This window comes from Rhizobium sp. SRDI943 (genome assembly GCF_057653695.1).
In genome coordinates, this window is the sequence record NZ_CM172787.1 from 3,936,958 (window position 1) to 3,961,811 (window position 24,854).

A 24,854-nucleotide genomic window follows, 5' to 3' on the forward strand; every position below is an offset into this window, starting at 1 on the left:
CGCCGGAAATTCGGAATTCTAGCATCGGACTCAAGCTTGATCCGGAACCGTTTCTTAACCCTGTTCTGGCAAGACTTCAGGGGCGATTTGCCTGACCTCAGAGTTTTGCGTGTTCATCATGGCGGTCATAGAAACAGCGGAGAAGATGCTGCCCGCCGGCCTGCGCCCGATCGGCGGCCGGACGCTGCGTTTGCTTGCGGCCGTGCTCACCGAACGCGGCGAGAGGGCGGCCGCCCAGCGCATGGCGCTGACGGCCTTTTCGATCCGCATCCTCAGCGCCGCACTCGCCTTCGTCTCGCAGATCGTGCTCGCCCGGCTGATGGGTGAATATGAATATGGCATCTTCGTTTTCGTCTGGGTGCTGGTCGTCGTCTTCGGCGATCTCTCATGCCTCGGTTTCCACACCGCAATCGTCCGCTTCCTGCCGCAATACAGGGCAGCGGGCGCTTTCGAAGAAATCCGCGGCCTGACCGGCACGGCGCGCATCTTTGCGCTGCTATCAGGTACGGCGGTGCTCGCTGCCGGCATGCTCGGGCTGCATTTCTTCGGCGATATGATCCAGGTCTATTATCTCGTCCCGATCTTCATCGGTCTGCTCGCCATGCCGATGATCGCGCTCGGCGACATTCTGGAAGGGACGTCGCGGGCAAACCATTGGCCGGTGATGGCACTGAGCCCCGTCTATATCGTCCGCCCGATCCTCATCATCCTCTTCATGCTAATTGCGATTGCCATCGGCGCCGATCACACTGCCGTCACCGCGATGCAGGCAGCGCTCGTTGCGACCTACGTCACCGCCCTCGGCCAATATGCCGCAACGCTCTACCGCCTTCGCCGGCATTATGACGACGGCCCGCGCAAGGTCGATTTCCTCGCCTGGTTCAGCGTCGCCTTTCCGATTTTCCTGATCGAGGGCGTGAGCTTCCTGCTCACCAATTCCGATGTCGTCGTCGTCGGCATCTTCCTCGAGCCGCACGATGTCGCCATCTACTTCGCCGCTGCCAAAACGATGGCGCTGGTGCATTTCATCAATTTCTCGGTCAAGGCGGCCTCCGGCCCGCGCTTTTCCTCGATCATCGCCGAAGGCAACCACGGAGAGCTGGTAGCCGCTGCCATCGACGCCGCGCGCTGGACCTTCTGGCCAGCGCTCGGGGTCGGCCTTGTCGTGCTTGCGGCCGGCCATCTGCTGCTGTCGCTCTTCGGCGGCGCTTTTACATCAGGCTATCTGGTCATGGCGATCCTGCTCGCCGGCATCCTCGCCAAATCGCTGGTCGGCCCGGCCGAAACGCTGCTGATGATGGCAGGCAAACAGAACCTCTGCGTCGCGCTCTATGCCGGCGCACTGACGGCCAATGTCGGCCTCAACCTCGCTTTGATCCCGCATTACGGCATCGAAGGCACGGCGATCGCCACGGCCTCCGCCATGGCAGTCGAGGCGATCCTGTTGCATCTCGCCGTGCGCCGCACGCTTGGCATCGTCCTTTTCGCTTTCGCCAGCCCCTCCGCCGCAACGCCAGAAATGAGAGTTCGATAGATGGTGCGTATCCCCCCCGTTACCGAAAGCACCGACAGCGCTGCGAACCGCATGGTGCATGATCTCGCAGCACTGCATTTCGAAGCGCCGCAAGCCGAGGCTCGCGCCGAGATCGGCCGGCCGGGGCGCGAGCTCTGCCTCTATCCGGGTAAGCTCGGCTATGAGCTTCAGGATGAGCTCGATTTCCTTTCCAACCGGGCGATGGAACCGAACGTCTTTTTCTCCGGCCGCTTCCTCGCCCCCGCCATGCCGCGGCTCGAAGACCGGCAGGTGAACTTCGCCCTGATCCGCGACCACAGTGCCGGCCGCAGCCGCATGCGCTTCCTTTTGCCGTTTTCGGTCGACAAGCCGGGTTTTGCCGTCGGCCCGTCGATCATCCGCGGCTGGTCGAACAGTTTCGGTCCGCTCGGCACGCCGCTCGTCGATGGCGAGGATGCCGCCGAGACCCTCGACAATCTCTTCGAGGGACTGACCGCCCGTGATCTCAATCTGCCCGGCATACTGGTTCTGCCGGATCTCAGGCTGAACGGTATCTTCGTGCGCATGGTCAAGGCCGTGGCGCTCAGCCGCAATCTTCCCGTCACCGTCACCAATCCCTACCTGCGCCCGATGCTGCAGAGCGAGGAAGAGGCGCCGGCCTATCTCAGCAAAACCATCGCCTCCTCGCATATGCGCGAGATGCGCCGCCAGTGGCGGCTGCTGGAGGAACAGGGAACGACGGTCTATACCGTCGCCCGCCAACCGCGCGAAATCCATATCCGCTTCGAGGAATTCCTGGCGATGGAAGCCGGTGGCTGGAAGGGCAAGCGGCGAAGCGCTCTCGTCACCGATCGTTATCACACGGCCTTCGCCCGCGAGGCGGTATCGAACCTTGCCGCCGTCGATGCCGTGCGTATTCACACGATCGATCTCAACGGCAAGGCGATTGCCGCCATCGTCGTGCTGATGATGGGCGGCGAGGCCTATACCTGGAAGACTGCCTACGACGAAAACTATGCCCGCTATTCGCCTGGCAAGCTGTTGATGAGCGAACTCACCGAATGGCATCTCGACGACGCCAATATCGTCCGCTCCGATTCCTGCGCGGTCTCGGATCATCCGATCATGAGCCGCTTCTGGCAGGAGCGCGAGGAGATGGGAACGCTGGTAATCGGCTTGACGCAGAACAGCGACCGCGACATGCGCCAGGTCACCGCCCAGCTGCACATGTACCGCAGTACCCGCAATATGGCGAAGATGCTGCGCGAAAAGATCATGTCGCTTGCCGGCCGGGGCTAAGCATTCCAGCAAAATGCGTAGCAGTTCTATCCCTCGCCAGCGGCCCTTTCGCGTAGCAGCCGTCGGATGACCTTCCCGGTGGTGGTCAGCGGCAATGCATCGATGAATTCCACTTCGCGCGGATATTCGTGCATCGAAAGCCGCGTCTTCACCCATTCCCTGATGTCGGTGGCCAGCGTCTCGCTTGGCCGATGGCCTGGTGAAAGCACGATATAGGCCTTGACGATCTCGGTGCGCACGGCATCGGGTTTGCCGACGGCGGCGGCAAGCTGCACGGCGGGATGACCGATCAGGCAGTCCTCGATCTCGGCCGGGCCGATGCGATATCCCGACGAGGTGATGACGTCGTCGTCGCGGCCTTCGAAGGTCACATATCCCTCGGCGTCCTGCCGGCCGATATCGCCGGTGAGCAGCCAGCCTTTGACGAATTTTCGTTCCGTCGCTGCCGTATCGTCCCAGTAGCCGAGGAACATGACAGGATCGGGACTGGCGATGGCAATCTGGCCCGGTTCGCCGACGGGCAACTCGTCGCCCGTCTCGCTGACGATCGCGACGCGGTGCCCGGGCACTGCCCGTCCGATGGCGCCCGCTTTGGTGACGCCATAGGCAGCGCTCGACGCAAGCACGAAATTGCACTCCGTCTGGCCGTAGAATTCGTTGACGGTGATGCCGAGCACATGCCGCGCCCATTCATAGGTCTCGCGGCCGAGCGCCTCCCCGGCCGAGCCGATGGTGCGCAGCGCCAGATCATATTTCGAGCGCGGATCGGCAACGGATCTCATCAGCCTTAGCGCCGTCGGCGGAATGAAGGCATTGCGCACCTTCATCTCGGCCATGATGCGATAGGCCATGTCGGCATCGAATTTCTGCGCCGGCGAAGAGACGACAGGAATCCCGAGCAGAAGGCTCGGCAGCAGCGCGTTGAGCAGCCCGCCGGCCCAGGCCCAGTCGGACGGCGTCCAGACCTTATCACCCGGCCGCGGAAACCCCTCATGGGCGAACTGCATGCCCGGAATATGGCCGGGCAGGACGCGGTGGCCGTGCAACGCGCCCTTGGGCGGCCCCGTCGTTCCCGAAGTGAAGATCATCAGCGCCGGATCGTCCGGACCGGTTTTGGCGATGTCGAAGACAGGGGGATAGCCATCCACCAGTTCGGCGAAAGCAGTCGCATCGCCACTCGCCCCGTCGATGCTGACGATATGCTTCAGCGCCGGCAGGCGTCCGCGGATCTGCCGGATGCGTTCGAGACCGAAACCATTGGTGACGACGGCCACAGCACCTGCCGCCTTCAGCCGGTATTCCAGCGCCTCGACGCCGAAAAGCAGCGCCAGTGGCAGCGCGATCGCGCCGGTCTTGTAGATCGCCACATGCGCGATCACCGTTTCGAAGGATTGCGGCAAGAGCAGCGCGACGCGATCGCCGCGTTTGATATCAAGTGAAACGAGCGCATTTGCAAAGGCCGAGGAACGGTCGGCGAGCGCGCGATAGGTCATCGCGCGATGATTGCCGTCGGGGCTGAAATGCTCGAGGCAGACGCGCTCGGGTTCTCTCGCGGCCCAGTCGTCGCTGACGGCGCGGCCGATATTGAAATCCTCCGTGATCTGCCAGGAGAAATTGCAATAGAGATCGTCATAGCGATCGTGGGACGGCAGCTGCATGGTCGGATTCCGGTAAAAATGCTGCATCAGCTAACATCTTGCGGCGGGAATGTGCAAGCTGCAGCCGGAATCGATAGCGAAGAGAGCGGCTTCAGAGGTCTCGATCACGGATCATTGTGCGCATGCAGCATAATTTTTCATGTGCCACCCTGCGACTTTGGCCATCTCGCGCTAAATCATGGAAGGCCGTCTGGGGTTATTAAATTCATCACGGAGTCGTTTCATGGAATACACAAAATTTGGGAAGACCGGCCTCGAAGTGTCGAAGATCTGCTTGGGCTGCATGACCTTCGGCGATCCCGGCCGCGGCAATCATGCCTGGAGCCTGCGGGAAGAAGAAAGCCGGACGATGATCAAGCAGGCGATCGACCTCGGCATCAATTTCCTCGACACCGCCAACACCTATTCCAATGGTTCCTCAGAGGAGATCGTCGGCCGTGCCATAAAAGACTTCGCCAAACGCGAAGACATCGTGCTGGCGACCAAGGTGTTCAACCGCATGCGGCCGGGCCCGAACGGCGCCGGCCTGTCGCGCAAGGCGATCTTCGACGAGATCGACAATAGTCTGCGTCGCCTCGGCACCGACTACGTGGATCTCTACCAGATCCATCGCTTCGACTACACGACGCCGATCGAGGAAACGCTGGAAGCGCTGCACGACGTCGTCAAATCGGGCAAGGCGCGTTATATCGGCGCCTCCTCCATGTATGCCTGGCAATTCGCCAAGGCGCTTTACGTCTCCAGGCTGAACGGCTGGACCGAATTCGTCAGCATGCAGGACCACCTGAACCTGCTCTACCGTGAGGAAGAGCGCGAAATGCTGCCGCTTTGCGAGGATCAGAAAATCGCCGTCATCCCCTGGAGCCCGCTTGCCCGCGGCCGCCTGACCCGCGACTGGGAGGAGACGACGGCACGTAGCGAAACCGACGAATTCGGCAAGACGCTTTACACCCAGTCCATCGATGCCGACCGCAAGATCGTCGGGGCCGTGGCCGAAATCGCCAAGGCCCGCAACGTCTCCCGCGCCCAGGTCGCAACCGCCTGGATCCTGCAGAAGAGTGCGGTGACCGCCCCGATTATCGGCGCGTCCAAACCGAACCACCTCAGAGACGCCGTTGCGTCGCTCTCGGTCAAGCTCACCGCCGAGGAGATCGCGGCGCTGGAAGCACCCTACATCCCGCACGCCATCGCCGGCTTCAAGTAGCCGCTGGCTTTTCGGTCCTCAGGCACCTGCAAGGCAGATCCCTCTCCACTTGGAGAGGGAGATCGAAACCATGGCCATTCGCGACTGAGATTATTTCGGGCTTTCAGGATCGAGCTGCCGGCGCATCGTCACCAGAAACTGCTCGGCAAGCGCTTTGTCCTCGACAGCACGAGCAAGAATGACGGCACCCATCATCGATGAGAGTGTCGTCGTCGCATTGGCGCGGCGCTCCTCTTCCGTTTCGCCGGGAACGATATCGGCAAGCGTGTCGACCAGCACGGACAGCCCATCGCTGAAGACCGCACGGACCGCGCCGCGGCTGCGGCTGACTTCCTGGATCAGCGTTGCGAAGACGCAGCTGCCGCCCGGATCGTCAACTGTGCGCCAGTGGATATAATGGTCGAGAAGGGCTGCCAGCGGCCGGTCCGGCGATTCGGCGATATGCTCCTTCCAGCGCTCTTCCACCCTGTCGATCAGCTTGCGGCTGACCTCAAGCGCCAGGTCGTCCTTCGAACCGAAATGACCGTAAAAGCCGCCATGCGTCAGCCCCGCCGCCTTCATGATGTCGGCGACGCCGACCCCGTCGAAGCCGTTTTCGCGGAAAAGCACGCCGGCAACGCTCAGGATCCTTTCGCGGTTTTCAGCAAATTTCTCGCGGCTGACCCGCATTTGTCATCTCCAGAAATAGTCGCTTGACAAAATATATGACGTCCATCATCAATACGCAAGAAATATGATGGCCATCATGTAAATCGATCCACTATCGTCTCGGACCTGAATTCAAACGGAATCTTGCCCATGGTTTCCACAGCTCTCGCCTCCACCCTTGCCCGGCGCAACATCCATTACGGCTGGGTCGTCGTCGCCGCGACCTTCCTCACCATGCTGGTCACCGCCGGCGCCATGGGCGCACCCGGCGTGCTCATCAAGCCGCTGCAGGATGAATTCGGCTGGGAGACCTCGCAGATTTCCTCGGCCCTTGCGATCCGGCTGATCCTTTTCGGCTTCATGGGTCCGTTCGCCGCCGCCTTCATGAATTATTTCGGCGTGCGCAAGGTCATCGTCTTCGCCTTAGCGCTGATTGGCGCAGGCTTCGTCGGTTCGCTGTTCATGACGACGCTGTGGCAGCTGCTGTTGCTTTGGGGCATCGTCGTCGGCTTCGGCACGGGCCTGACGGCCATGGTGCTCGCCGCGACCGTCTCTTCCCGCTGGTTTACCAAGCACCGCGGCCTCGTAGTCGGCATGCTCTCGGCAAGCTCGGCCACCGGCCAGCTCGTCTTCCTGCCGCTGATGGCGGAGCTGACGGAACGTTACGGCTGGCGCTCGACGGTGTTTTTCGTCTGCGCCATGATCATGGTCGCAGCCCTTGCCGTACTTGCCTTCATGCGCGACCGCCCCGCCGACCTCAACCTGCCCTCCTTCGGCGAAACGCAGGTAACGCCGCCGCCGGCAAGCACTTCGCTTGGCGTCGCGCTGATGACGCCGATCACCGTCCTCAGGGAAATTTCGAAGACCTCGACCTTCTGGATCCTCTTTGCCACCTTTTTCATCTGCGGCCTCAGCACCAACGGCCTGATCCAGACCCATTTCGTCACCCTTTGCGGCGATTTCGGCATCGTGCCGGTGGCCGCCGCCAGCGTGCTGGCTGTCATGGGCATCTTCGATTTCTTCGGCACTATCGGTTCCGGCTGGCTGTCCGACCGCTTCGACAATCGCTGGCTGCTGTTCTGGTATTACGGCCTGCGCGGCCTGTCGCTGCTCTATCTGCCGTTCAGCGATTTCAGCTTTTACGGCCTCTCCATCTTTGCCGTCTTCTACGGCCTCGACTGGATTGCCACCGTGCCGCCGACCGTCAAGATCGCCGCCGACCGCTTCGGCCCTGAAAAGGTCGGCCTCGTCTTCGGCTGGGTCTTTGCCGGACATCAGCTGGGAGCCGCCACCGCCGCCTATGGCGCCGGCCTCTCGCGCACGGAGCTCTCGAGCTACCTGCCCGCCTTCTTCGTCGCCGGCGCCTTCTGCCTGCTGGCCTCGATCCTGGCGATCACGCTGAAGAAGTCCGGCCTGAGCAACCCGGCATCGGCCGCCGCCCATTGATATCAGACAAGATCCGGCCTCGAAGCGAGGCCGGATCTCTCTACCGGATCAATCCGATAACTTCGCTTGCCCGTCTTGCGCGCGCGGGCGCTCGCATGTTAGACAGCCGCCCGTTCGTATCCGTTGCCCCATTGGCGGAATTGGTAGACGCGCTCGACTCAAAATCGAGTTTCGAAAGAAGTGCTGGTTCGACTCCGGCATGGGGCACCACCTTTCAAATCAGACATTGATTTTTAAGTAAGATTCCCCTCTTTTTGCCTCACAGCCGGCGCCGCGACCCTTGGTGCCGGAGGTCGGGCCGGTCCAGATCCAGCAGCCGGTCACCGCGTCGATGCGGACGCGGGCCATCGATCGAACGTCCGCTGTGGTATGAGGATTTCTGCGCCATTGCGACGCGCCGATCGGCTTCGACCGGCTGAAGTTGACAAGAATCGATCTACCGCCCGTAGTGCGGCGATGAAGCCACGCCACCACGTTCTGACAGCACATCCAGGCACATATTCGAATCCAAGGTGCTATCTTGGCTTTCTCGGGGGATGTGACCGCAAAATTTCGGGTGAGCACCTAATGTCACGCCACATGACCGGCCGCGGACCAAGTCAGCTATTCAACCGCTGGGATCGCGAGATACCAAATCCGCGCCCGCTCGCTAAGACAGCGAACGTTCTTTGCAAAAAACACAACTCGGAACTGCATCATTTCGATACCGCAGGAACAAAGCTACTGAATGGCGTAGTCGCTGCAAGAGCCCTTCAGTATGGATCGTTCGACCTGAATGGCAACGACATCGAACGCTTCCTGATGCAGCGGCTTTGTGCTCACACCTTTTCGAATATGGCAACGGTGGACGGGGCTCGGATTGGAAGCGTAGTCGATCAATCAATGATAGAGGCCTGCTTTACAAGGCCAGAGCTTCCCGCGCCTTTTGGGTTGTACACGACGTTCCCGCCGCCGCAGCAGTACGACAACTACCGACTGAGGGTCGAGTTCGCCCCTATATGCAATCTCAATCCCCTAAAGGTCGTCGGCTGCAGGATTTCGTTTGGACCTCTCAGCATCGCACTGCTGACTGAGCTGGGATTCCCGTCGACGATGCCCTTGCATAGGTACCGCCCCGCCGGCTTCCGTTTCTGGAAAAACAAAGAGATTGTCCAAGAAATCAGAATGCATTGGGAGAGCGGTCCCGCCTTCGACTTTCAAGACTTTGAACCAGATGATTGAAAGCTTAAAGCGTCTGGTTGATCTCGTAGAGCCGCCGAACGTTCCAAAAGAGAGTGGACAACTCCCTGTCAAGGCGCTCCTTCATCGGCGTAGTACCTTCGTGCGCTCAGGGGGGGTCGCGCGGATAGGCCCATTGCCAATATTCGCGCGGTGCGTCCTGCCGGATTGCCTTCACCTCCCTGCAGGCGTTGACGGCCTTGATGAATGAGATCGTGTATATCGGGTAGGTTGCCGCAACCGCCGCCCACCAAAATCTTCAAGCTCTTTGTCAGATGGTTCAAGCAACGCAAGCGGACTGCGTCGTCTCGCGTGGACGATCGGGGAAACCCCCGCCCGCAATGTGAGAGAGCGGCGAGGACAATATCGTGGTCACAGAACTTCAAAGACTTCGTATTCGACACCGCCGGGACACCTGCCGCCCTTTGCGACCGCGACAATGCTGTTGAGCCACACATGCGCAGGCGCGGCGGTCTCGAAATACGGAGTCGTGCGCAGATAATATTCCGAAGCGTCAACCGTTTCGCCGCGCGCCAAACGCCCGTCGACGGCCTGTGACGCACGCCTGATGCCGCGATAGGTCATGAGGATGAGCCCCCCGTCTTCGGCGACGAGGAGAAGCCTGACATCTTGCTGAAATGTGCCGTCGGCACGAGCGAGCAGGAGATCCGAGCCGATCAGTGGCGATACTTTTCCTTTCAGGCGCTCCCCTTGGAAATGTCCGCCCGAGACAGGAAAAATCCGCCGGCCGCCGGCTGGCGTCTGCCCAAGCTCCAGGGTCGGATGAAGCGCGATAAAGAGTGTAAACAGGTGCTGAGATTGCAGGGACACAGTAGATCTCCTATCCTTGGCTGTCCCCCAAAACTGCACCAAGGCGTTCCGCCTTCAAAACGCGCTTTGCTTGTCGTCACCGCAAGATAAATTGATCGTAAAGGGAAGCTGATCATGCGGCCGTCATTGGAGTCTCTGCGCGTATTGGAAGCCTGTGTCTCGGCCGGCAGCTTCGCGCGCGCAGCCGAACGCTTGTTTCTGACACCGGCGGCGGTCAGCCTTCGTATTCGCACTCTGGAGGCTGAACTCGGTCAGCCGCTATTTATCCGCGCCGGTCGGCGAGTGGTCCCGACGGCCGCCGCCTCCGTTCTGGCAAGTCGGGTCCGGGAGGCATTAACCGGGATCGGTGAGGCGCTTGCAGAATTTCAGGCGGCAACGCCGCCACTCAGGCTCACGGCGCCGCCGACCTTTGCGTCACGCTGGCTTGCACCGCGTCTGGCGCGCTATCCTACGGCTGGAGCTTCCGTCATCGAGGTCGACGTCTCGGCGGAAATACGTGATCCGGGCGCATTCGACGTCGCCATAAGGACGGGTCGCGGTGGATGGGCCGGGCTGGAAGAATATCGGCTCGCTCCCGTAGAAGTGACGCCGATGCTGTCGCCCTCCCAGCTTGGAACGCGGACGCTTCCCGCGCCGGAGGCGCTGGCTGACTTCGAGCTTTTGCCGCACCCTGATTGGGAGCAATGGTTTAAGGAGGCTCAATGCGCGACCCCTCAGGGTTTGCGCTTTTTGGCGGTCGATTACCCCACGCACGAGTTGGATGCCAATGCGGCGCTGGCAGGCGTGGGTGTGGCGCTGTTGTCGCCATCGCTGTTTCGGCCGCTTTTGACCGAGGGCCGGCTGATCGCGCCGTTCCCCCACGTGCTGAGCGGGCCAGCCTGGCATTTCGCGCTCATCCGCGCCAATGACGCGCGCCAAGCGCCGCGGCAGCTCTGCGCATGGCTTCGCGCGCAGGCAGGTGAGGCCGCATAATTCCGAACTAAAGGCACTGTGAAGGCTTGCGCGTGATGGGGCGCCGGCGCTGGCGGCTGTGCGCCAGCGAAAGACGACGCTGCATGACCGCCTCGACCGCCGCCCGTACCCGACAGAATTCTTATTGGCCAAGGTCGCTTTGGCGGCGATCTCAAGTCCCTCCCGAAAGTCGGATATGAGGCCGTCATATCCCGTTCGGCTGGGAGGCTTGTGAAAATACTCAGCGCCTAAGCGAAGCTTACTTATTCTTCAGCAGCCACATCTTGCCGGCCATCGTGATGCCGTAGACGTCTTTTGTTGCGTCGTCATCCAGGTGCCGCCTCTCCAGAAAACCCGGCTCCTTCAACTCGCCCAGCGTCTTGGCAGTGACCGACTTTATTTTCTGAGGCCGCTCTTTCCACCGGTCAGTTTTTGCATAAGTCACCGTCGCGTTCTCGTGCGTCCATTTATTGGCTGGCTGAGGATAAAGGTCTCCATCCCTGGCGAGTTTAAGTGCGGCGATCTGGGACGGCGTAAGCTCAATCATACTAAAAGATCCTGTGCGGGCGGTGCTTGCGCTGGGAACGCGCTGTTACCAAAGGCGTGCTCATAACACCGACAGACGACTTTCACCACTGCATTGAGATATTCTTGCCACAAAAGGCGAAAACCCGGCTCGTCGGAACCGGGCTTCGTCCTTATCGCATACTTTTTCGTTAATTGCAGCGCCGGACCGTCTTGGTGACCTCGCCTTCGTCGGTCTGTCGGGTGACGCTCCTGGTTTCGCAGCCATTATCGCGATAGCGGCGATGCTCACGTTCGCGCACGGCGCCGAAAGTGACGCCACGCTCGCTGATGGTGATGCCGGGTCGTACCCGCTCGTGGCGATAGCCGTCATCATAAGAACGCTCCCTGACATAAACGCTGTCGGCAAGAACAGGCGCTGCATACGAGCAGGCGGCAAGGGCCGCCACAGTACAGTTCAAGATCATCTTCCGCATGTCGTTTCTCCTTTCTTGATGAAAGAGCAACGAGGCACGACGCAAGTGGTTCCAACATCGGCGACGGCCCGACCGTACCGCGGACGACGTCTGCGCCACTCCAGCCAAGACTGAGAACGAAGGCCTGAACAGCAGCCCATCCCCAAATCAACTGTTTAATTTTGCTTGCGCTTCGTCCAAAGTGGCCGCCGCTATCACAAGAGAGGGCGGACGTGCATCAGGAAGTAGGACTTATCGCGACGGTCGCCGTCAGTTTCGTTTTCGCAGCGATCCTGGGCTATGGCGCCGACCGGCTTCGGCTGCCGCCACTCGTCGGTTATTTGATGGCGGGCATCCTGATGGGGCCGTTCACGCCGGGCTTCGTCGCCGATACCGCCCTTGCCGGCCAGCTCGCCGAGATGGGCGTGATCCTTTTGATGTTCGGCGTCGGCCTGCATTTTTCCGCCTCCGACCTGCTCGCCGTGCGCGGCATCGCCGTGCCTGGCGCAATCGGGCGTATTATCCTCGCCACCCTCTTGGGCATTGGCCTTTGCAAACTCTGGGGCTGGAGCCTCGGCGCCGGCATCGTCCTCGGCCTCAGCCTGTCGGTGGCGAGCACCGTCGTGCTCTTGAAGGCGCTGGAGGAGCGCAATCTCGTCAACGCGGCCAGCGGACGCGTCGCGGTCGGCTGGCTGATCGTTGAGGACCTAGTGATGGTGCTGGCACTGGTGCTGCTGCCGGCACTCGCAGAGCTTCTGGGTGGCAACGCCAGCACTACGACCAACCACGGCCTCGGCGATCTGCCGCTGGTGCTGACGATCGGCCTGACGCTGCTGAAGGTTGTGGCCTTCGCCGCCATGGCGATCTTCCTCGGCCCTCGCATCGTGCCCTGGCTGCTGACGATGATCGCCCGCACCGGCTCACGCGAACTCTTTACGCTGACGGTGCTGGCGATCGCACTCGGCATCGCCTTCGGCTCGGCGGCGATCTTCGGCGTCTCTTTTGCACTCGGCGCATTTTTCGCCGGCGTCGTCATGAGCGAATCCCAGCTCAGCCACAGGGCGGCCGCCGACTCGCTGCCGCTGCAGAACGCTTTCTCCGTGCTGTTCTTCGTCTCCGTCGGCATGCTCTTCGATCCCTCGATCCTGGTGCGCCAGCCGCTGGCCGTGATCGGCGCGCTGGCTCTCGTCATCCTCGGCAAGGGCATCATCACCTTCCTCATCGTCATCCTGCTCAGATATCCGATCAGCATGGGACTGACATTGGCCGGCGGCCTCGCCCAGATCGGCGAGTTTTCCTTCATCCTCGCCGGCCTCGGCGTCTCACTCGGGCTTTTGCCGCATGAGGGCCAGGATCTGATCCTGGCTGCCGCGATCCTGTCGATCACGCTCAACCCGATCGTGATCTTCGCAACCGACGGCCTGAAGAAATATATCCATTCGAAATGGCCCTCCCTCTGGGAAAGCTACGGCAGGAGCAGGCAGAAGGCGCTCGGCAAAGAACTGGAAAAGATCAGGGCGCTCGGCGAAGAGCGCGAGCGCCAGCATCAACTGAAGATGCAACAGCTGATCGAGACTTTCCCGCTGTTCTCCGAAGTCGACGAGGACGCCCAGGAGGAACTGCTACTGCTCTTCAAGGCAAAATCCGCGCCGCCCGGCGAACGCGTCATCCGCCGCGGCGACCGCGGCGACAGCATGTATTTCATCTCCTCGGGCGCGGTGGAAGTGCGGCTCGCCAGTGGCGCGATCCGCCTGGAGCCGGGCGCCTTTTTCGGCGAAATGGCGCTGCTGACTGGCGCACGGCGCACGGCCGACGTCATCGCCGTCGATTTCTGCCAGTTCGAGGTGCTCGAACGGCGCGACTTCAACATGTTCATGTCTCACCATCCGCATCTGCGCGCCGCCGTTAGCGAAATGGCCCAGAAGCGGACGGAAATGAATGTCCTGCGTCAGCAATGGGAAAAGTCGATGGACCTGTCCTGACGCAAATACCTCCGCATTTTAGCGGCAATCACGCTAGCGTGATGGCTTCAGCCCGCCGGCCAATAGCCATCTGAGCGGAAATCCTCCGGGATCGGGTCGAGCCGCGACAACGTCTCGGCTGCGAAATCGATCTGCAGCGACAAGTATTTAAGAGGCGCCAGCATTGGCACGCCGGTCGCGAATTCCCGGATGCGAGACAGATGATAACCGCTCTCGCTGATCCGCCGCGCAGCCTCCCGGCGCACGTCCTCTTTGCTTGGCCCGCGCCCCTCTTCGGACCAGTCATCCATTTGCACGGCCCGCCCACGGCCGCCTTCGATCACTTTGAACATTCTCATGCCACCTTGCCCGTCGACCCTAAATCAGCTTGCCGCAGAATGGCCGATTCGCAATCTCCCGAAATCTTGGGAGAGGCGCTGACACCCGTCATCACGAAAATTTTTTGACGGCGGTGGCAGGAAGGACACGGGCGAGCATTTACAGCGCCGCGCACGGCCCCTAAAGCTCTTTTGCACTGCAACAGGAAGGAAACGGAATGCTCCGCAGACTTTACGACTGGACCATGTCTCTGGCCGCGCGCAAATCGGCCGAAATCTGGCTCGCCGTCATCGCCTTCGTCGAAAGCTCCATCTTTCTCGTCCCCGCCGATGTGCTGTTCCTGCCGATGGCGCTTGCCAGGCCGGAACGCTCCTATCGCTACGCGCTGGTCGCGACCGTCGCTTCCGTACTCGGCGGCATCGCCGGCTGGGCGCTCGGCTTTTACGCCTATGAGACGGTGGCGCGGCCGGTTCTCGAATTCTATGGCAAGCTCGATGCCTTTGAGCAGATGAAGGCCTATGTCACCTACGAGTGGATCCTGCTGCTGCTTGTCACATCAGGTCTTGCGCATCTGCCGCCGATCAAGATCGTGACGATTCTGTCTGGCGTCATTCACGTCAATCTGGGTCTTTTCATTGTTTCCGCGATTATTGCACGCGGCGCGCGTTTCCTCTTCCTCGCTTGGCTGCTGCGCCGCTACGGCGAGCCGATCCGTGACTTCATCGAGAAGCGCCTCGGCCAAATCGTTGGCATCGGTGCCGCTACCGTGATCGTGCTATATGTCGGCTACCGCTCTTTCGCTCACTAGGCGAGGATGGTTTTCGGCCGAACAGGCCTAAAATCTCAATCTGCATCTCATGCTCTACTAAACTCGCGGAGCTCCGCCATGACTATTTCCTCGCCGCTCGCCCGCCCCGGCTTTGTCTATTCCATTTTGCTCGCCATCGGCATGGCGGCGGCGGTCGGCACCGCGCTCGGCTTCCAGTATATCGGCGGTTATATTCCCTGTGCGCTCTGCCTGTTGCAACGGCAGCCCTATTATTACGCCATCCCGATCGCGATCCTGGCCGCGATCTCCGAGCTCGTCGGACTGCCGAATTGGATCACCCGGGCGCTCATTCTCGCGGCCGGCATCCTGATGCTGGTGACGGCAGGCATGGGTGTTTATCACGCCGGTGTGGAATGGCACTTCTGGCCCGGCCCGGCCACCTGCTCGACGACGGCAAGCAGCATGACGACCAATGCCGGCGATCTGCTCGGCGAGCTCAACACCATCAAGGGCCCGTCCTGCACCGACGCGGCACTGCGCGTGCTCGGCCTGTCTTTTGCGGGCTGGAACGTGATTGCCGGAATCCTGCTCGCAGCCTTCGCCTTTGTCGGCGTTCGCAAGGCCGCCTGATAAAATTATGCAGCATTCGAAGTGCCGCAGCGTCCTTGCCGCCTCTGAAAAAGATGCGCGGCGCTGCGGGCCGTTCGATCAGGGTTGCAGTTCGGTATCCCAATAGAGATAGTCGAGCCAGCTTTCATGCAGGTAGTTCGGCGGGAACAGCCGGCCGTTATTGTGCAGATCCTGCACCGTCGGCTGATAGGGCTTCTGCGCCGGGAACATGCTTGCCTGCTTCGGAAGCTTGCTGCCCTTGCGCAGATTGCAAGGCGAGCAGGCTGCCACGACATTCTCCCAGGTGGTCTCGCCGCCATGGGCGCGCGGGATGACGTGGTCGAAGGTCAGGTCGTCATGGGCGCCGCAATACTGGCATTCGAACCGGTCGCGCAGGAAGACGTTGAACCGGGTGAAAGCGGGATTGCGGGACGGCTGAACGTAAGTCTTCAGGCACACGACACTCGGAAGGCGCATCGAAAAGCTCGGCGAAGAAACCGAATGTTCATATTCTGCAATGATGTTCACACGGTCGAGAAATACCGCCTTGATCGCGTCCTGCCAGGACCACAACGACAAGGGGTAATAACTCAGCGGCCGGTAGTCAGCGTTCAGAACGAGCGCCGGCAGGGCCTGTGGGGAGACTGCAATCGTCAAGGGACTCTCCTGATCGATTCGGCATCTGCACCTGTATATTAGGCCGGTTGTTACAGGATTGTGAAGTCCAATAAATTCAGAGGATAAAGGCAATTTGAAGAGTGTTGCCGATCAGCCGATCGGCACCATGTCACGGCGCATCCTCGTGGCATAGTAGGCCCAGAAAAGCCGTGCCGCCACCGAGCGCCACGGCGACCAGACTTCCGAAAGCTCAGCAAGCGCCTTCGCCTGCGGCCGTGCGGCAAGACCGAATGCCGCTCCGACGGCATTCTGCAGCGCGACATCGCCGGCCGGGAAAACATCGGCGTGGCCGCCGCAAAACATCAGATAGACCTCTGCCGTCCACGGCCCGACGCCCTTCAACGCGGTCAGTTCGCCAAGCGCCTCGCCCGGCGGCTTCAGGCAGAGCCCGGAGAGATCGAGACGGCCGGAGGCGACCGCTTCGGCAATCCGCGACAGCGTCTCGGCCTTGGCGCGCGACAGACCGAATTCGCGCCACGCCTCGGCGTGAAGCAGTGCGTAACCTTCCGCCGTCAGCGAACCGACCGCCGGCAGCATGCGCCGCCAGATCGCCTCGGCGCTGGCGCGCGACACCATCTGCGAGACGATGATATGGGCAAGACCGGCAAAGCCGGGCTCGCGCAACCGCAGCGGAATAGGCCCGGCCTCAGTGACTACAGGCGCAAGGCGCGGATCGAGGCGAAGCAGCGCTTCGAGCCCCTGCCTGACGTCATCTTCGTTGCGGATGATCTGCACTTTGCCTCGCTGTGGTTCAAAAACCGAATCCATGGCAGAAGAAAGCATGACCACGAGTGAGCGTCAAAAACCTGTCTTTCGTTTTGCGCCGAGCCCCAACGGACCGTTGCATCTCGGACATGCCCTCTCGGCCCTCATGAACCGCGACATGGCGGAGGCCGAACAAGCGCGCCTGCTGCTGCGCATCGAGGATATCGACCAGGCGCGCTGCACGCCCGAGTTCGAGGCCGGCATCCTCAGGGATCTCGAATGGCTTGATATCGGCTGGGCAAGCCCGGTGCGGCGCCAGTCGGAACATATTCCCGAATATCAGGCGGCGTTGCATGCGCTGATCGAGCGCGGACTGGTCTATCCGGCCTTTCTGACGCGGGGCGAGGTGAAGGCGCGCATCGCTGCCTACGAGGCGGCGGGTGAACCCTGGCCGCACGATCCCGACGGCACCCCGCATTATCCCGCAAGTGATCGCGAGCGTCCGGCAGACGAACGGCGGGACATGCTGACCTCGGGGAAGAAACATGCCTGGCGGCTCGATATGCGCAAAGCGCTCGACCTGATCGGCGAACTGCTGTTCTGGACGGAAACCGGCGACGGCAGGACAGGCGAGATCGCCGCCGAGCCCGACGTCTGGGGCGACGTCATCCTGTCGCGCTCGGATGCGCCGTCGAGCTATCATCTTTCCGTGGTCGTCGACGATGCGCTGCAGGGCGTCACCCATGTCGTGCGTGGGCTCGACCTCTTCCACGCGACATCGGTGCACCGGCTGTTGCAGGTGCTGCTCGGCCTACCGCAGCCGGTCTATCACCATCATCGTCTCATTCTTGGCGCCGATGGCCGCAAGCTTTCGAAAAGCCAAGGCGACAGCGGGCTTGGCGAATTGCGCGCCCAGGGCATGTCAGGGGCGGATATTCGCCGCCTTGTCGGGCTCTGATTGCCTTTCGACACGCTCTCTGCCGACGATCGAAAGTGTGCGGGAGAACATCCGGAAGACGCGGAATTTGATCAGCGCCGCATTGATCTCCGCGCCGATGATGAAGATGACGCCGACCATATAGAGGAAGATCAGCACGATCATGACGGAGGCGAGACCGGCATAGGTTGCCGTATAGTTGGCGAAGGTCGCCAGATAATAGGCAAAGATCAGCGCGCCGGCGAGCCAGAGAAGCAGTGTCAGCAGCACCCCGGGAATGACGTCGAAGACCCGCCGCTTGCCGGCCGGCAGCCAGAGATGCATCACCAGCAGTCCGACGGTCAGAACCACCAGCGTGCCGTAGATGCGCCAGCTGAAGACGATGTCGAGCGTATCGGCAAACAGCGGAAACCATTTCCTCGAATAATCGAGCGCCAGCGGCAGGGCGACCAGCAGAATGCTGATCGCCGTGAAGATGATGACCGCGATCAGCACGTAGCCCAGGCTGGCGAGACGGGTGAAATACCAGGCCCGCGTCTCCTGCACCCGATAGGCGCGATTGAGCGAAATGCGCAGCGCCTCGACACCGTTCGAGGCGAAATATGCGGCCGCCAGCACCGAGATCGTCAGCAGCCCGCCGCGCGGAATGGTCAGCACCTGCAGCACCTGGTCGGCGAGCGGTTTGGCGATCGCCTCGGGCCAGGTGTCGAAGATCAGGTGGATGGCGGTCGAGGAAAATTGATCGGCGCCGAGGAAGCTTGCAAGCGCCGTGCCGAAGATCAGGAAGGGGAAAACCGCAAGCAGGCTCGACAGCGCCACATGGCTTGCCATGGCGAAGCCGTCGTCCTCGACCATGTGACAGATCGCGTCATAGACCACGTCGTAGATCGTGCGTAGCACCTTCGGCATTCCGTCTCCGGCTTTCCAGATTGTATCCTCTGGCCGAATATGGGAAACGAGTCCCATTTTGTACAGGAATCATTCCATGGCGGGAGAGCGCACCATCGTCGTGACCGGATGTTCGTCCGGTATCGGCGCTCATTGCGCACGGGCGCTGAAAGCCGATGGCTGGCGTGTCTTCGCAACGGTGCGCAAGCCGGACGATCTCAAGGGGTTGGAAGCGGAAGGCATCGAAGCCTTCCTGATGGACTATGCCAGGACCGAGACGATTTCCGAGCTGGTCGGCACGGTTCTGGAACGCAGCGGCGGTCGCATCGACGCGCTCTTCAATAACGGCGCCTACGGCCAGCCGGGCGCTGTCGAGGATCTGTCGACGGCAATGCTGCGCGCGCAGTTCGAGGCGAATTTCTTCGGCTGGCATGAACTGACGCGGCAGGTCCTTCCGCCGATGCGCAAACGTGGCCAAGGGCGGATCGTGCAATGTTCGTCGATCCTCGGCGTCGTCCCCTATCGCTTTCGCGGCGCCTACACCGCGTCCAAATTTGCACTCGAAGGCCTCAGCATCACCCTGCGCATGGAGCTGCAGGGCAGCGGCATCCATGTGAGCCTGATCGAGCCGGGACCGATCGCCTCGCGGTTCACCGCCAATGCGCTCGCAAAGATCAAGGAACATATCGACCTCGAGAATTCGCCTCACGCGGTCGATTACATCAGCCAATTGGCGAGACTCGACGGATCGGGGCCGGTCAACCGCCATAAACTCGGCCCGGAAGCGGTCTATTCCGTGTTGAAACACGCATTGAACTCGAAAAATCCGAGGCCACATTATCCCGTAACGACTCCGGCTAAACAGGGCATGTTCCTGAAGCGGCTGCTTCCGGCAGACCTCTTCTACCGCCTGATGCGCTGGACAGACTGACTGAGAAAGCTGAACGCCATGTCCACGGTCACCTATATCCTCGCGATCATCGTCATGGGCGTCGTCGCCCTCGTCCTGATCCGCGGCCTCTTCAACATGATGAAGGGCGGCGATCCCAACCGTTCCAACAAGCTGATGCAGCTTCGTGTGCTGTTGCAGGCGATCGCCGTCATCCTGATCATGGTGACGCTGTGGCTGACCGGCGGCGGCCGCCCGACCTGACCGGGATTCAAGGGGGAAACCATGGTCAAGCTCAACAAGATCTACACGAAAACAGGCGATGACGGTACGACCGGGCTGGTATCCGGTCCGCGCCGGCTCAAAGACGATCTGCGCGTCGAGGCCTACGGCACCATCGATGAGGCCAATTCCGCGATCGGCCTGGCGCGGCTGCACACGGCCGACTTGCCTGAACTCGACGCCATGCTGATGTCGATCCAGAACGATCTCTTCGATCTCGGCGCCGATCTCGCCACCCCCGACACCGGTGAGCCACCGGCCTACGAGCCGCTGCGGATCGCCGAGACGCAGGTCGACCGCGTCGAGCATGATATCGACCAGCTGAACGCCGGTTTGGAGTCGCTGAAATCCTTCATCCTGCCAGGTGGCAGTCCGGCCGCGGCACATCTGCATCTTGCCCGCACGATTGCGCGGCGCGCCGAACGTTTGATGGTGGCGCTTGCTCGCACCGACGGCGAAATCGTCGGCGAGCCGGCGATGAAATACGTCAACCGACTCTCCGATTTCCTCTTCGTCGCCGCGCGTCATGCAAATGACCAGGGCCATGCGGATGTACTTTGGGTTCCGGGAAAAAACAGATAGGCTTGCCGCGTTCACGATCGCCGGGGGGCCTTTATGTTCATACCACTTCACGATGCCAATACGCTGAAACATATCAAGGTTCAGTGGGTGACGCTCGCACTGATCGCGCTGAACATCGCGGTCTGGCTTTTGACCAGCCTGGAGAGCGAACAGGCAGCCCAGGCGACGACCGTCGGTCTCGGCTATATCCCGGCGATTGCCTTCGGCCATGCGATGCTGGCGCAGGGGCTCGAAATCGTGCCGGAACCGCTGACCTACCTTACATACGCCTTCGTCCATACCGGCTTCTGGCATTTGGCTGGCAACATGATCTTCCTCTGGGTCTTTGGCGACAATGTCGAGGATGCGATGGGACATCTGCGCTTCCTGATCTTCTATTTCGTTTGCGCGGCCGCCGGCGCGCTCTGCCACGGCCTGCTGACCATGACCTCGGAAGCGCCGCTGGTCGGCGCATCGGGGGCGGTCTCCGGCGTCGTTGCCGCCTATGTCTTGCTGCATCCGCGAGTCAGGGTCTGGGTGCTGGTGTTTTTCCGTGTGCCGTTGCCCCTGCCGGCCTTCGTGCCGCTACTTTTGTGGATCGGGCAGCAGTTCTTCATGCTGGCGATTGCACCCGATGGCGACGTTTCCTGGGGCGCGCATGTCGGCGGCATCCTTGCCGGGGCTTTCCTAATCCTGGTGTTGCGCCGGCCTGGTGTGCCGCTCTTCGACCGGCAGATCGTCACGCCCCGCGCCGTCAGAAACGACCCGGGCGCCGGCCCGGCCATCGCAGCCGGCACGGACGGACGGACGGCGCAGCGATTTCCCTGGGGCCGCCGCTAAACAGCTATATTGACGTGAACGTAAACGTCCATATATTGCCGAAGCAAATTGCCTGCCGGCGTCATGCAAGCGTTGAATTTGGAGGAAAAACGCGTATCCATGTCGCCATTCGACAATCGGAGCGGCGCCCAAGCGCGCATTTTCTAAAAAAGTCTCTGAAGCCAGTTTCTCCTGAAGGAAGGACTCCATGAAGATACTCGTCCCAGTCAAACGGGTTGTCGACTACAACGTGAAGATCCGGGTGAAGCCGGATGGCACGGGTGTCGAGCTAACCAATGTGAAGATGTCGATGAACCCGTTCGACGAGATCTCGGTGGAAGAAGCGCTGCGGCTGAAGGAAGCCGGCAAGTGCAAGGAAGTGGTGGTGGTGTCGATCGGTCCTGCCAAGGCCGAAGAGACGCTGCGCACCGCACTTGCCATGGGCGCCGACCGGGCGATCCTGGTCGAGACCGACGATCAGATCGAGCCGCTCACTGTCGCCAAGATCTTGAAGGCTGTCGCCGATGCCGAACAGCCGGGGCTGATCATCGTTGGCAAGCAGGCGATCGACGACGACAGCAACCAGACCGGCCAGATGCTGGCGGCACTGATGGGCATGCCCCAAGCGACCTTTGCCTCGAAGATCGAGATCGGGGACGGCAAGGCTCAGGTGACCCGTGAAGTCGATGGCGGCCTGCAGACGATCGAGATCAAGCTGCCGGCGGTGATCACATCAGATCTGCGCTTGAACGAACCGCGTTATGCCTCGTTGCCTAATATCATGAAGGCGAAGAAGAAGCCGCTCGACAAGAAGAGCCCTGATGATTTCGGCGTCGACACCACGCCACGTCTCAAGGTGTTGAAGACCGAGGAGCCGTCGGGCCGCAAGGCCGGCGTCAAGGTCAAGTCGGTCGCCGAGCTGATCGACAAGCTCAAAAACGAAGCCGGCGTGCTTTAAGCCAGAACTAAGGAGCCATCATCATGACCATTCTTCTTCTGGCTGACCACGACAATGCAAGCCTGTCCGACCAGACCGCCAAGACGCTGACGGCAGCCGCAAAGATTGGCGGCGACATCCATGTGCTCGTTGCCGGCAAGGGCGCCAAGCCTGCTGCCGAACAAGCGGCCAAGCTTGCCGGCGTCTCCAAGGTGCTGCTGGCCGAAAGCGACGAGCTCGCCAACAATCTGGCCGAACCGCTGGCCGACCTGATCGTCTCGCTGGCTGGCAGCTACGACACGATCCTGTCTGCCGCCACCTCGGTCGGCAAGAACGTGCTGCCGCGGGTCGCCGCTCTTCTCGATGTCGCCCAGGTCTCCGAGATCATCGAGGTGATCTCGTCAGATACCTTCAAGCGGCCGATCTATGCCGGCAATGCCATCCAGACGGTGCAGGCGAGCGATGCCAAGAAGGTCATCACCGTGCGCACCGCATCCTTCGCCTCTGCACCGGAAGGCGGCTCGGCAACGATCGAGGCGATCCCGGCGGTTTCCGATCCGGGACTGTCGACCTTCGTCAGGGACGCGCTGTCGGCCTCCGACCGTCCGGAACTGACCTCGGCGAAGATCATCATTTCCGGCGGCCGGGCGCTCGGCTCGGCGGAAAAGTTCAGGGAGGTCATCCTGCCGCTTGCCGACAAGCTCGGTGCTGCCGTCGGTGCAAGCCGTGCGGCCGTCGATGCCGGTTATGCGCCGAACGACTGGCAGGTCGGTCAGACCGGCAAGGTGGTGGCGCCGCAGCTCTATATCGCCTGCGGCATTTCAGGCGCCATCCAGCATCTGGCCGGCATGAAGGATTCGAAGGTCATCGTCGCCATCAACAAGGACGAGGAGGCGCCGATCTTCCAGGTCGCCGACTACGGATTGGTCGCCGATCTCTTCGATGTCTTGCCGGAATTGCAAAAGGCGCTCTGACCGCGTCAAATGCTTTTCTTTCGCACTTGCGAATGACTGGAAAATTATCTTTTATCGGGCTACTACTGCTGCCGGGCGATCCTTCGTCCGGCAGTATTGCTAGAAAAATACGGCGGCGCGGGGGCGAATGCCGTGCGGGGGTTTGGAGATGAATGCGGTGTTGAAGAATATTGGTATTATCGGTGCCGGTCAGATGGGCTGCGGCATCGCGCATGTTTCGGCCGCCGCAGGTTATAGGGTTCACATCTACGATCTTTCGCAGGACCGCATCGAATCCGGCCTTGCCACCATTAACGGCAACCTGGCCCGCCTGGTGACGAACGGCAAGATGACCGAAGAGGAGCGCAAGTCGACCTTGTCGCTCATCACAGGCTCGTCGGATGTCAATGATCTCGCTCCCTCCGATCTGGTCATCGAGGCCGCCACCGAGGATGAAACGGTCAAGCGCAAGATCTATACCCAGGTCTGTCCGGTCCTGAAGCCGGAAGCGCTGCTTGCCACCAACACCTCTTCCCTTTCCATCACCCGGCTTGCTGCCGCCACCGACCGCCCCGAGCGCTTCATGGGCATACATTTCATGAACCCGGTGCCTGTCATGAAGCTGGTTGAACTGGTGCGCGGCATCGCCACCGACGAGAAGACCTTTTCCGCCGCCAAGCAATTCGTCGGCACGCTGGAAAAGACCATCACTGTCGCCGAGGATTTCCCGGCCTTCATCGTCAACCGCATCCTGCTGCCGATGATCAACGAAGCGATCTACACGCTCTATGAGGGCGTCGGCACGGTCGACGCCATCGATACGGCGATGAAGCTCGGCGCCAATCATCCGATGGGACCACTGCAGCTTGCCGATTTCATCGGCCTCGACACCTGCCTTTCGATCATGCAGGTGCTGCATGACGGCCTGGCGGACTCGAAATATCGTCCCTGCCCGCTGCTGGTGAAATATGTCGAAGCCGGCTGGCTCGGACGCAAGTCCGGCCGCGGCTTCTATGACTATCGCGGTGAAGTGCCGGTCCCGACGCGGTAAACTTCTGCTGCGCCCCCTCTTCAGCGAAGGAGGGTGGCCAATCGTGGCTTCAGGACCCGATCGCGCCCTTGATCAGCGCCTTGGCATCCTCGCTGTCCCAGGCGGCCGGCCCGTTCATCGCTGAAATCAGGCATCCCTTGTCATCGATCAGCAGCGTCACCGGCAGCCCCATGGCGAGGCCCTCTTTCTTCAGATTGTTGAACACCGAAATCGTATTGTCGCGATAGAGCTGCAGCGCATCGACGCCGATCTCGGCGAGGAAGGTCTTCGGCTTCTCGTCGTCGCCGCTATCGATATTGACCGGCACCACCTGGAACCTGTCGCTGCCCATCTCCTTCTCGAGCGCGTTCAGCGCCGGCATCTCCTCGCGGCAGGGAACGCACCATGTCGCCCAGAGATTGAGAAGCACGGTCTTGCCGGCGAAATGATCGAGCGTCAGCGGCTTGCCGTCCGGCCCGTTGAAGGAGACTGCAGTCAGCTTGCGCGGCTCGTAGGCGGCGACCATGGCGGCCACCTGCCCTTTCATCAACAGTGTGACGCTGGCGACGCGATCCCTGGCAAGCTTGCATTCGGCTGACGCCGTTTCGCCGCCGCCATTGCCAATCCCCGTCTCCTTCACGTATACCGCTGCCGCACCGGCAACGACACCCGCAACGGCGGCCAGCGCGATCCATTTCAGGGATGGCAGCCCGAGGGGTTTTCTTGTCGTCATTTCATTCTCCTGGACA

The 24,854-nt window shown here is 61.2% G+C and carries 27 protein-coding genes, 1 tRNA gene and 1 pseudogene; 18 read left to right on the forward strand and 11 right to left on the reverse strand.

The window, feature by feature from the left end; translation table 11 throughout:
• Positions 1-118 precede the first annotated feature (118 nt).
• Together AC245Y_RS19835 and AC245Y_RS19840 are read left to right on the forward strand one after the other, a co-directional pair.
• Positions 119-1,534: a lipopolysaccharide biosynthesis protein gene (locus AC245Y_RS19835; protein ID WP_032996727.1), complete on the forward strand. Its 1,416-nt coding sequence runs from the start codon at positions 119-121 to the stop codon at positions 1,532-1,534.
• Positions 1,535-2,812, forward strand: a complete 1,278-nt coding sequence (locus tag AC245Y_RS19840) for a GNAT family N-acetyltransferase (RefSeq protein WP_017995302.1) — start codon at positions 1,535-1,537, stop codon at positions 2,810-2,812. It begins immediately after the preceding gene.
• Positions 2,813-2,838: 26 nt separating this feature from the next.
• On the opposite strand, the gene AC245Y_RS19845 is transcribed toward AC245Y_RS19840, so the two are convergent.
• Complete coding sequence (locus AC245Y_RS19845; protein ID WP_012759148.1) at positions 2,839-4,470, reverse strand: AMP-binding protein; 1,632 nt, start codon at positions 4,468-4,470, stop codon at positions 2,839-2,841.
• 223 nt (positions 4,471-4,693) lie between these two features.
• Between AC245Y_RS19845 and AC245Y_RS19850 the strand changes: the two genes are divergently transcribed.
• On the forward strand, positions 4,694-5,674 hold the full coding sequence (locus tag AC245Y_RS19850) for an aldo/keto reductase (RefSeq protein WP_017995304.1): 981 nt from the start codon (positions 4,694-4,696) through the stop codon (positions 5,672-5,674).
• Positions 5,675-5,764: 90 nt separating this feature from the next.
• On the opposite strand, the gene AC245Y_RS19855 is transcribed toward AC245Y_RS19850, so the two are convergent.
• The gene (locus tag AC245Y_RS19855; protein WP_012759150.1) at positions 5,765-6,343 is read right to left on the reverse strand and encodes a TetR/AcrR family transcriptional regulator; all 579 of its coding nucleotides are present in this window, start codon (positions 6,341-6,343) and stop codon (positions 5,765-5,767) included.
• 129 nt (positions 6,344-6,472) lie between these two features.
• Between AC245Y_RS19855 and AC245Y_RS19860 the strand changes: the two genes are divergently transcribed.
• Both AC245Y_RS19860 and AC245Y_RS19865 read left to right on the forward strand, forming a co-directional pair.
• Positions 6,473-7,768: an MFS transporter gene (locus AC245Y_RS19860; protein ID WP_017995305.1), complete on the forward strand. Its 1,296-nt coding sequence runs from the start codon at positions 6,473-6,475 to the stop codon at positions 7,766-7,768.
• Between the two features lie 125 nt (positions 7,769-7,893).
• Positions 7,894-7,978, forward strand: a tRNA-Leu gene (locus tag AC245Y_RS19865).
• 54 nt (positions 7,979-8,032) lie between these two features.
• Here AC245Y_RS19865 and AC245Y_RS19870 read toward each other — a convergent pair.
• Positions 8,033-8,116: pseudogene (locus AC245Y_RS19870) on the reverse strand (HNH endonuclease); the annotation flags it as partial.
• A gap of 219 nt (positions 8,117-8,335) precedes the next feature.
• On the opposite strand from AC245Y_RS19870, the gene AC245Y_RS19875 reads away from it, so the two are divergent.
• Positions 8,336-8,989, forward strand: a complete 654-nt coding sequence (locus AC245Y_RS19875) for a hypothetical protein (protein WP_017995307.1) — start codon at positions 8,336-8,338, stop codon at positions 8,987-8,989.
• Positions 8,990-9,358: 369 nt separating this feature from the next.
• On the opposite strand, the gene AC245Y_RS19880 is transcribed toward AC245Y_RS19875, so the two are convergent.
• On the reverse strand, positions 9,359-9,817 hold the full coding sequence (locus AC245Y_RS19880) for a DUF3237 domain-containing protein (protein ID WP_017995308.1): 459 nt from the start codon (positions 9,815-9,817) through the stop codon (positions 9,359-9,361).
• Between the two features lie 114 nt (positions 9,818-9,931).
• On the opposite strand from AC245Y_RS19880, the gene AC245Y_RS19885 reads away from it, so the two are divergent.
• Positions 9,932-10,789 carry a LysR family transcriptional regulator gene (locus AC245Y_RS19885; RefSeq protein WP_017995309.1) on the forward strand — a complete coding sequence of 286 codons (858 nt, stop codon included), beginning with the start codon at positions 9,932-9,934 and terminating at the stop codon, positions 10,787-10,789.
• A 238-nt stretch (positions 10,790-11,027) separates the two neighbouring features.
• Here AC245Y_RS19885 and AC245Y_RS19890 read toward each other — a convergent pair whose 3' ends face one another.
• Positions 11,028-11,315: a hypothetical protein gene (locus AC245Y_RS19890; protein ID WP_012759154.1), complete on the reverse strand. Its 288-nt coding sequence runs from the start codon at positions 11,313-11,315 to the stop codon at positions 11,028-11,030.
• Between the two features lie 169 nt (positions 11,316-11,484).
• Positions 11,485-11,769: a hypothetical protein gene (locus AC245Y_RS19895; protein WP_017995310.1), complete on the reverse strand. Its 285-nt coding sequence runs from the start codon at positions 11,767-11,769 to the stop codon at positions 11,485-11,487.
• Positions 11,770-11,981: 212 nt separating this feature from the next.
• Here AC245Y_RS19895 and AC245Y_RS19900 point away from each other — a divergent pair, with 212 nt between their 5' ends.
• Positions 11,982-13,730, forward strand: a complete 1,749-nt coding sequence (locus AC245Y_RS19900; protein ID WP_017995311.1) for a cation:proton antiporter domain-containing protein — start codon at positions 11,982-11,984, stop codon at positions 13,728-13,730.
• 47 nt (positions 13,731-13,777) lie between these two features.
• Here the strand turns inward: AC245Y_RS19900 and AC245Y_RS19905 are convergent, their stop codons facing one another.
• Positions 13,778-14,068: a hypothetical protein gene (locus AC245Y_RS19905; protein ID WP_017995312.1), complete on the reverse strand. Its 291-nt coding sequence runs from the start codon at positions 14,066-14,068 to the stop codon at positions 13,778-13,780.
• A 197-nt stretch (positions 14,069-14,265) separates the two neighbouring features.
• Between AC245Y_RS19905 and AC245Y_RS19910 the strand changes: the two genes are divergently transcribed.
• Positions 14,266-14,856, forward strand: coding sequence for a YqaA family protein (locus AC245Y_RS19910; RefSeq protein ID WP_017995313.1), 591 nt, complete (start codon positions 14,266-14,268; stop codon positions 14,854-14,856).
• A 78-nt stretch (positions 14,857-14,934) separates the two neighbouring features.
• The gene (locus AC245Y_RS19915) at positions 14,935-15,447 is read left to right on the forward strand and encodes a disulfide bond formation protein B (protein ID WP_017995314.1); all 513 of its coding nucleotides are present in this window, start codon (positions 14,935-14,937) and stop codon (positions 15,445-15,447) included.
• A 78-nt stretch (positions 15,448-15,525) separates the two neighbouring features.
• Here the strand turns inward: AC245Y_RS19915 and AC245Y_RS19920 are convergent, their stop codons facing one another.
• Positions 15,526-16,083 carry an HNH endonuclease gene (locus AC245Y_RS19920; protein ID WP_012759160.1) on the reverse strand — a complete coding sequence of 186 codons (558 nt, stop codon included), beginning with the start codon at positions 16,081-16,083 and terminating at the stop codon, positions 15,526-15,528.
• 111 nt (positions 16,084-16,194) lie between these two features.
• Positions 16,195-16,887 (reverse strand): DNA-3-methyladenine glycosylase family protein, encoded by a 693-nt coding sequence (locus AC245Y_RS19925; protein WP_017995315.1) that lies wholly within the window; start codon positions 16,885-16,887, stop codon positions 16,195-16,197.
• On the opposite strand from AC245Y_RS19925, the gene gluQRS reads away from it, so the two are divergent.
• Complete coding sequence (gene gluQRS / locus AC245Y_RS19930; protein ID WP_017995316.1) at positions 16,886-17,767, forward strand: tRNA glutamyl-Q(34) synthetase GluQRS; 882 nt, start codon at positions 16,886-16,888, stop codon at positions 17,765-17,767. The genes AC245Y_RS19925 and gluQRS overlap by 2 nt on opposite strands.
• Here the strand turns inward: gluQRS and AC245Y_RS19935 are convergent.
• Positions 17,732-18,655 (reverse strand): YihY/virulence factor BrkB family protein, encoded by a 924-nt coding sequence (locus AC245Y_RS19935; protein ID WP_012759163.1) that lies wholly within the window; start codon positions 18,653-18,655, stop codon positions 17,732-17,734. The two genes, gluQRS and AC245Y_RS19935, sit on opposite strands and share 36 nt — an antisense overlap.
• Before the next feature lie 76 nt (positions 18,656-18,731).
• Between AC245Y_RS19935 and AC245Y_RS19940 the strand changes: the two genes are divergently transcribed.
• From AC245Y_RS19940 to AC245Y_RS19970, 7 genes are all read left to right on the forward strand, one after another.
• Complete coding sequence (locus AC245Y_RS19940; RefSeq protein ID WP_017995317.1) at positions 18,732-19,565, forward strand: SDR family oxidoreductase; 834 nt, start codon at positions 18,732-18,734, stop codon at positions 19,563-19,565.
• 18 nt (positions 19,566-19,583) lie between these two features.
• Positions 19,584-19,787, forward strand: a complete 204-nt coding sequence (locus tag AC245Y_RS19945) for a twin transmembrane helix small protein (protein ID WP_012759165.1) — start codon at positions 19,584-19,586, stop codon at positions 19,785-19,787.
• A gap of 21 nt (positions 19,788-19,808) precedes the next feature.
• Complete coding sequence (locus AC245Y_RS19950) at positions 19,809-20,387, forward strand: cob(I)yrinic acid a,c-diamide adenosyltransferase (protein ID WP_012759166.1); 579 nt, start codon at positions 19,809-19,811, stop codon at positions 20,385-20,387.
• A 33-nt stretch (positions 20,388-20,420) separates the two neighbouring features.
• On the forward strand, positions 20,421-21,206 hold the full coding sequence (locus AC245Y_RS19955) for a rhomboid family intramembrane serine protease (protein WP_012759167.1): 786 nt from the start codon (positions 20,421-20,423) through the stop codon (positions 21,204-21,206).
• A gap of 187 nt (positions 21,207-21,393) precedes the next feature.
• A complete protein-coding gene (locus tag AC245Y_RS19960; protein ID WP_017995319.1) occupies positions 21,394-22,143 on the forward strand; it encodes an electron transfer flavoprotein subunit beta/FixA family protein in 750 nt (249 codons plus the stop codon).
• Positions 22,144-22,166: 23 nt separating this feature from the next.
• Positions 22,167-23,096, forward strand: coding sequence for an electron transfer flavoprotein subunit alpha/FixB family protein (locus AC245Y_RS19965; RefSeq protein WP_017995320.1), 930 nt, complete (start codon positions 22,167-22,169; stop codon positions 23,094-23,096).
• 148 nt (positions 23,097-23,244) lie between these two features.
• The gene (locus AC245Y_RS19970; RefSeq protein ID WP_012759170.1) at positions 23,245-24,126 is read left to right on the forward strand and encodes a 3-hydroxybutyryl-CoA dehydrogenase; all 882 of its coding nucleotides are present in this window, start codon (positions 23,245-23,247) and stop codon (positions 24,124-24,126) included.
• A gap of 49 nt (positions 24,127-24,175) precedes the next feature.
• On the opposite strand, the gene tlpA is transcribed toward AC245Y_RS19970, so the two are convergent.
• Complete coding sequence (gene tlpA / locus AC245Y_RS19975; RefSeq protein ID WP_026157489.1) at positions 24,176-24,838, reverse strand: thiol:disulfide interchange protein TlpA; 663 nt, start codon at positions 24,836-24,838, stop codon at positions 24,176-24,178.
• Positions 24,839-24,854: the final 16 nt, after the last annotated feature.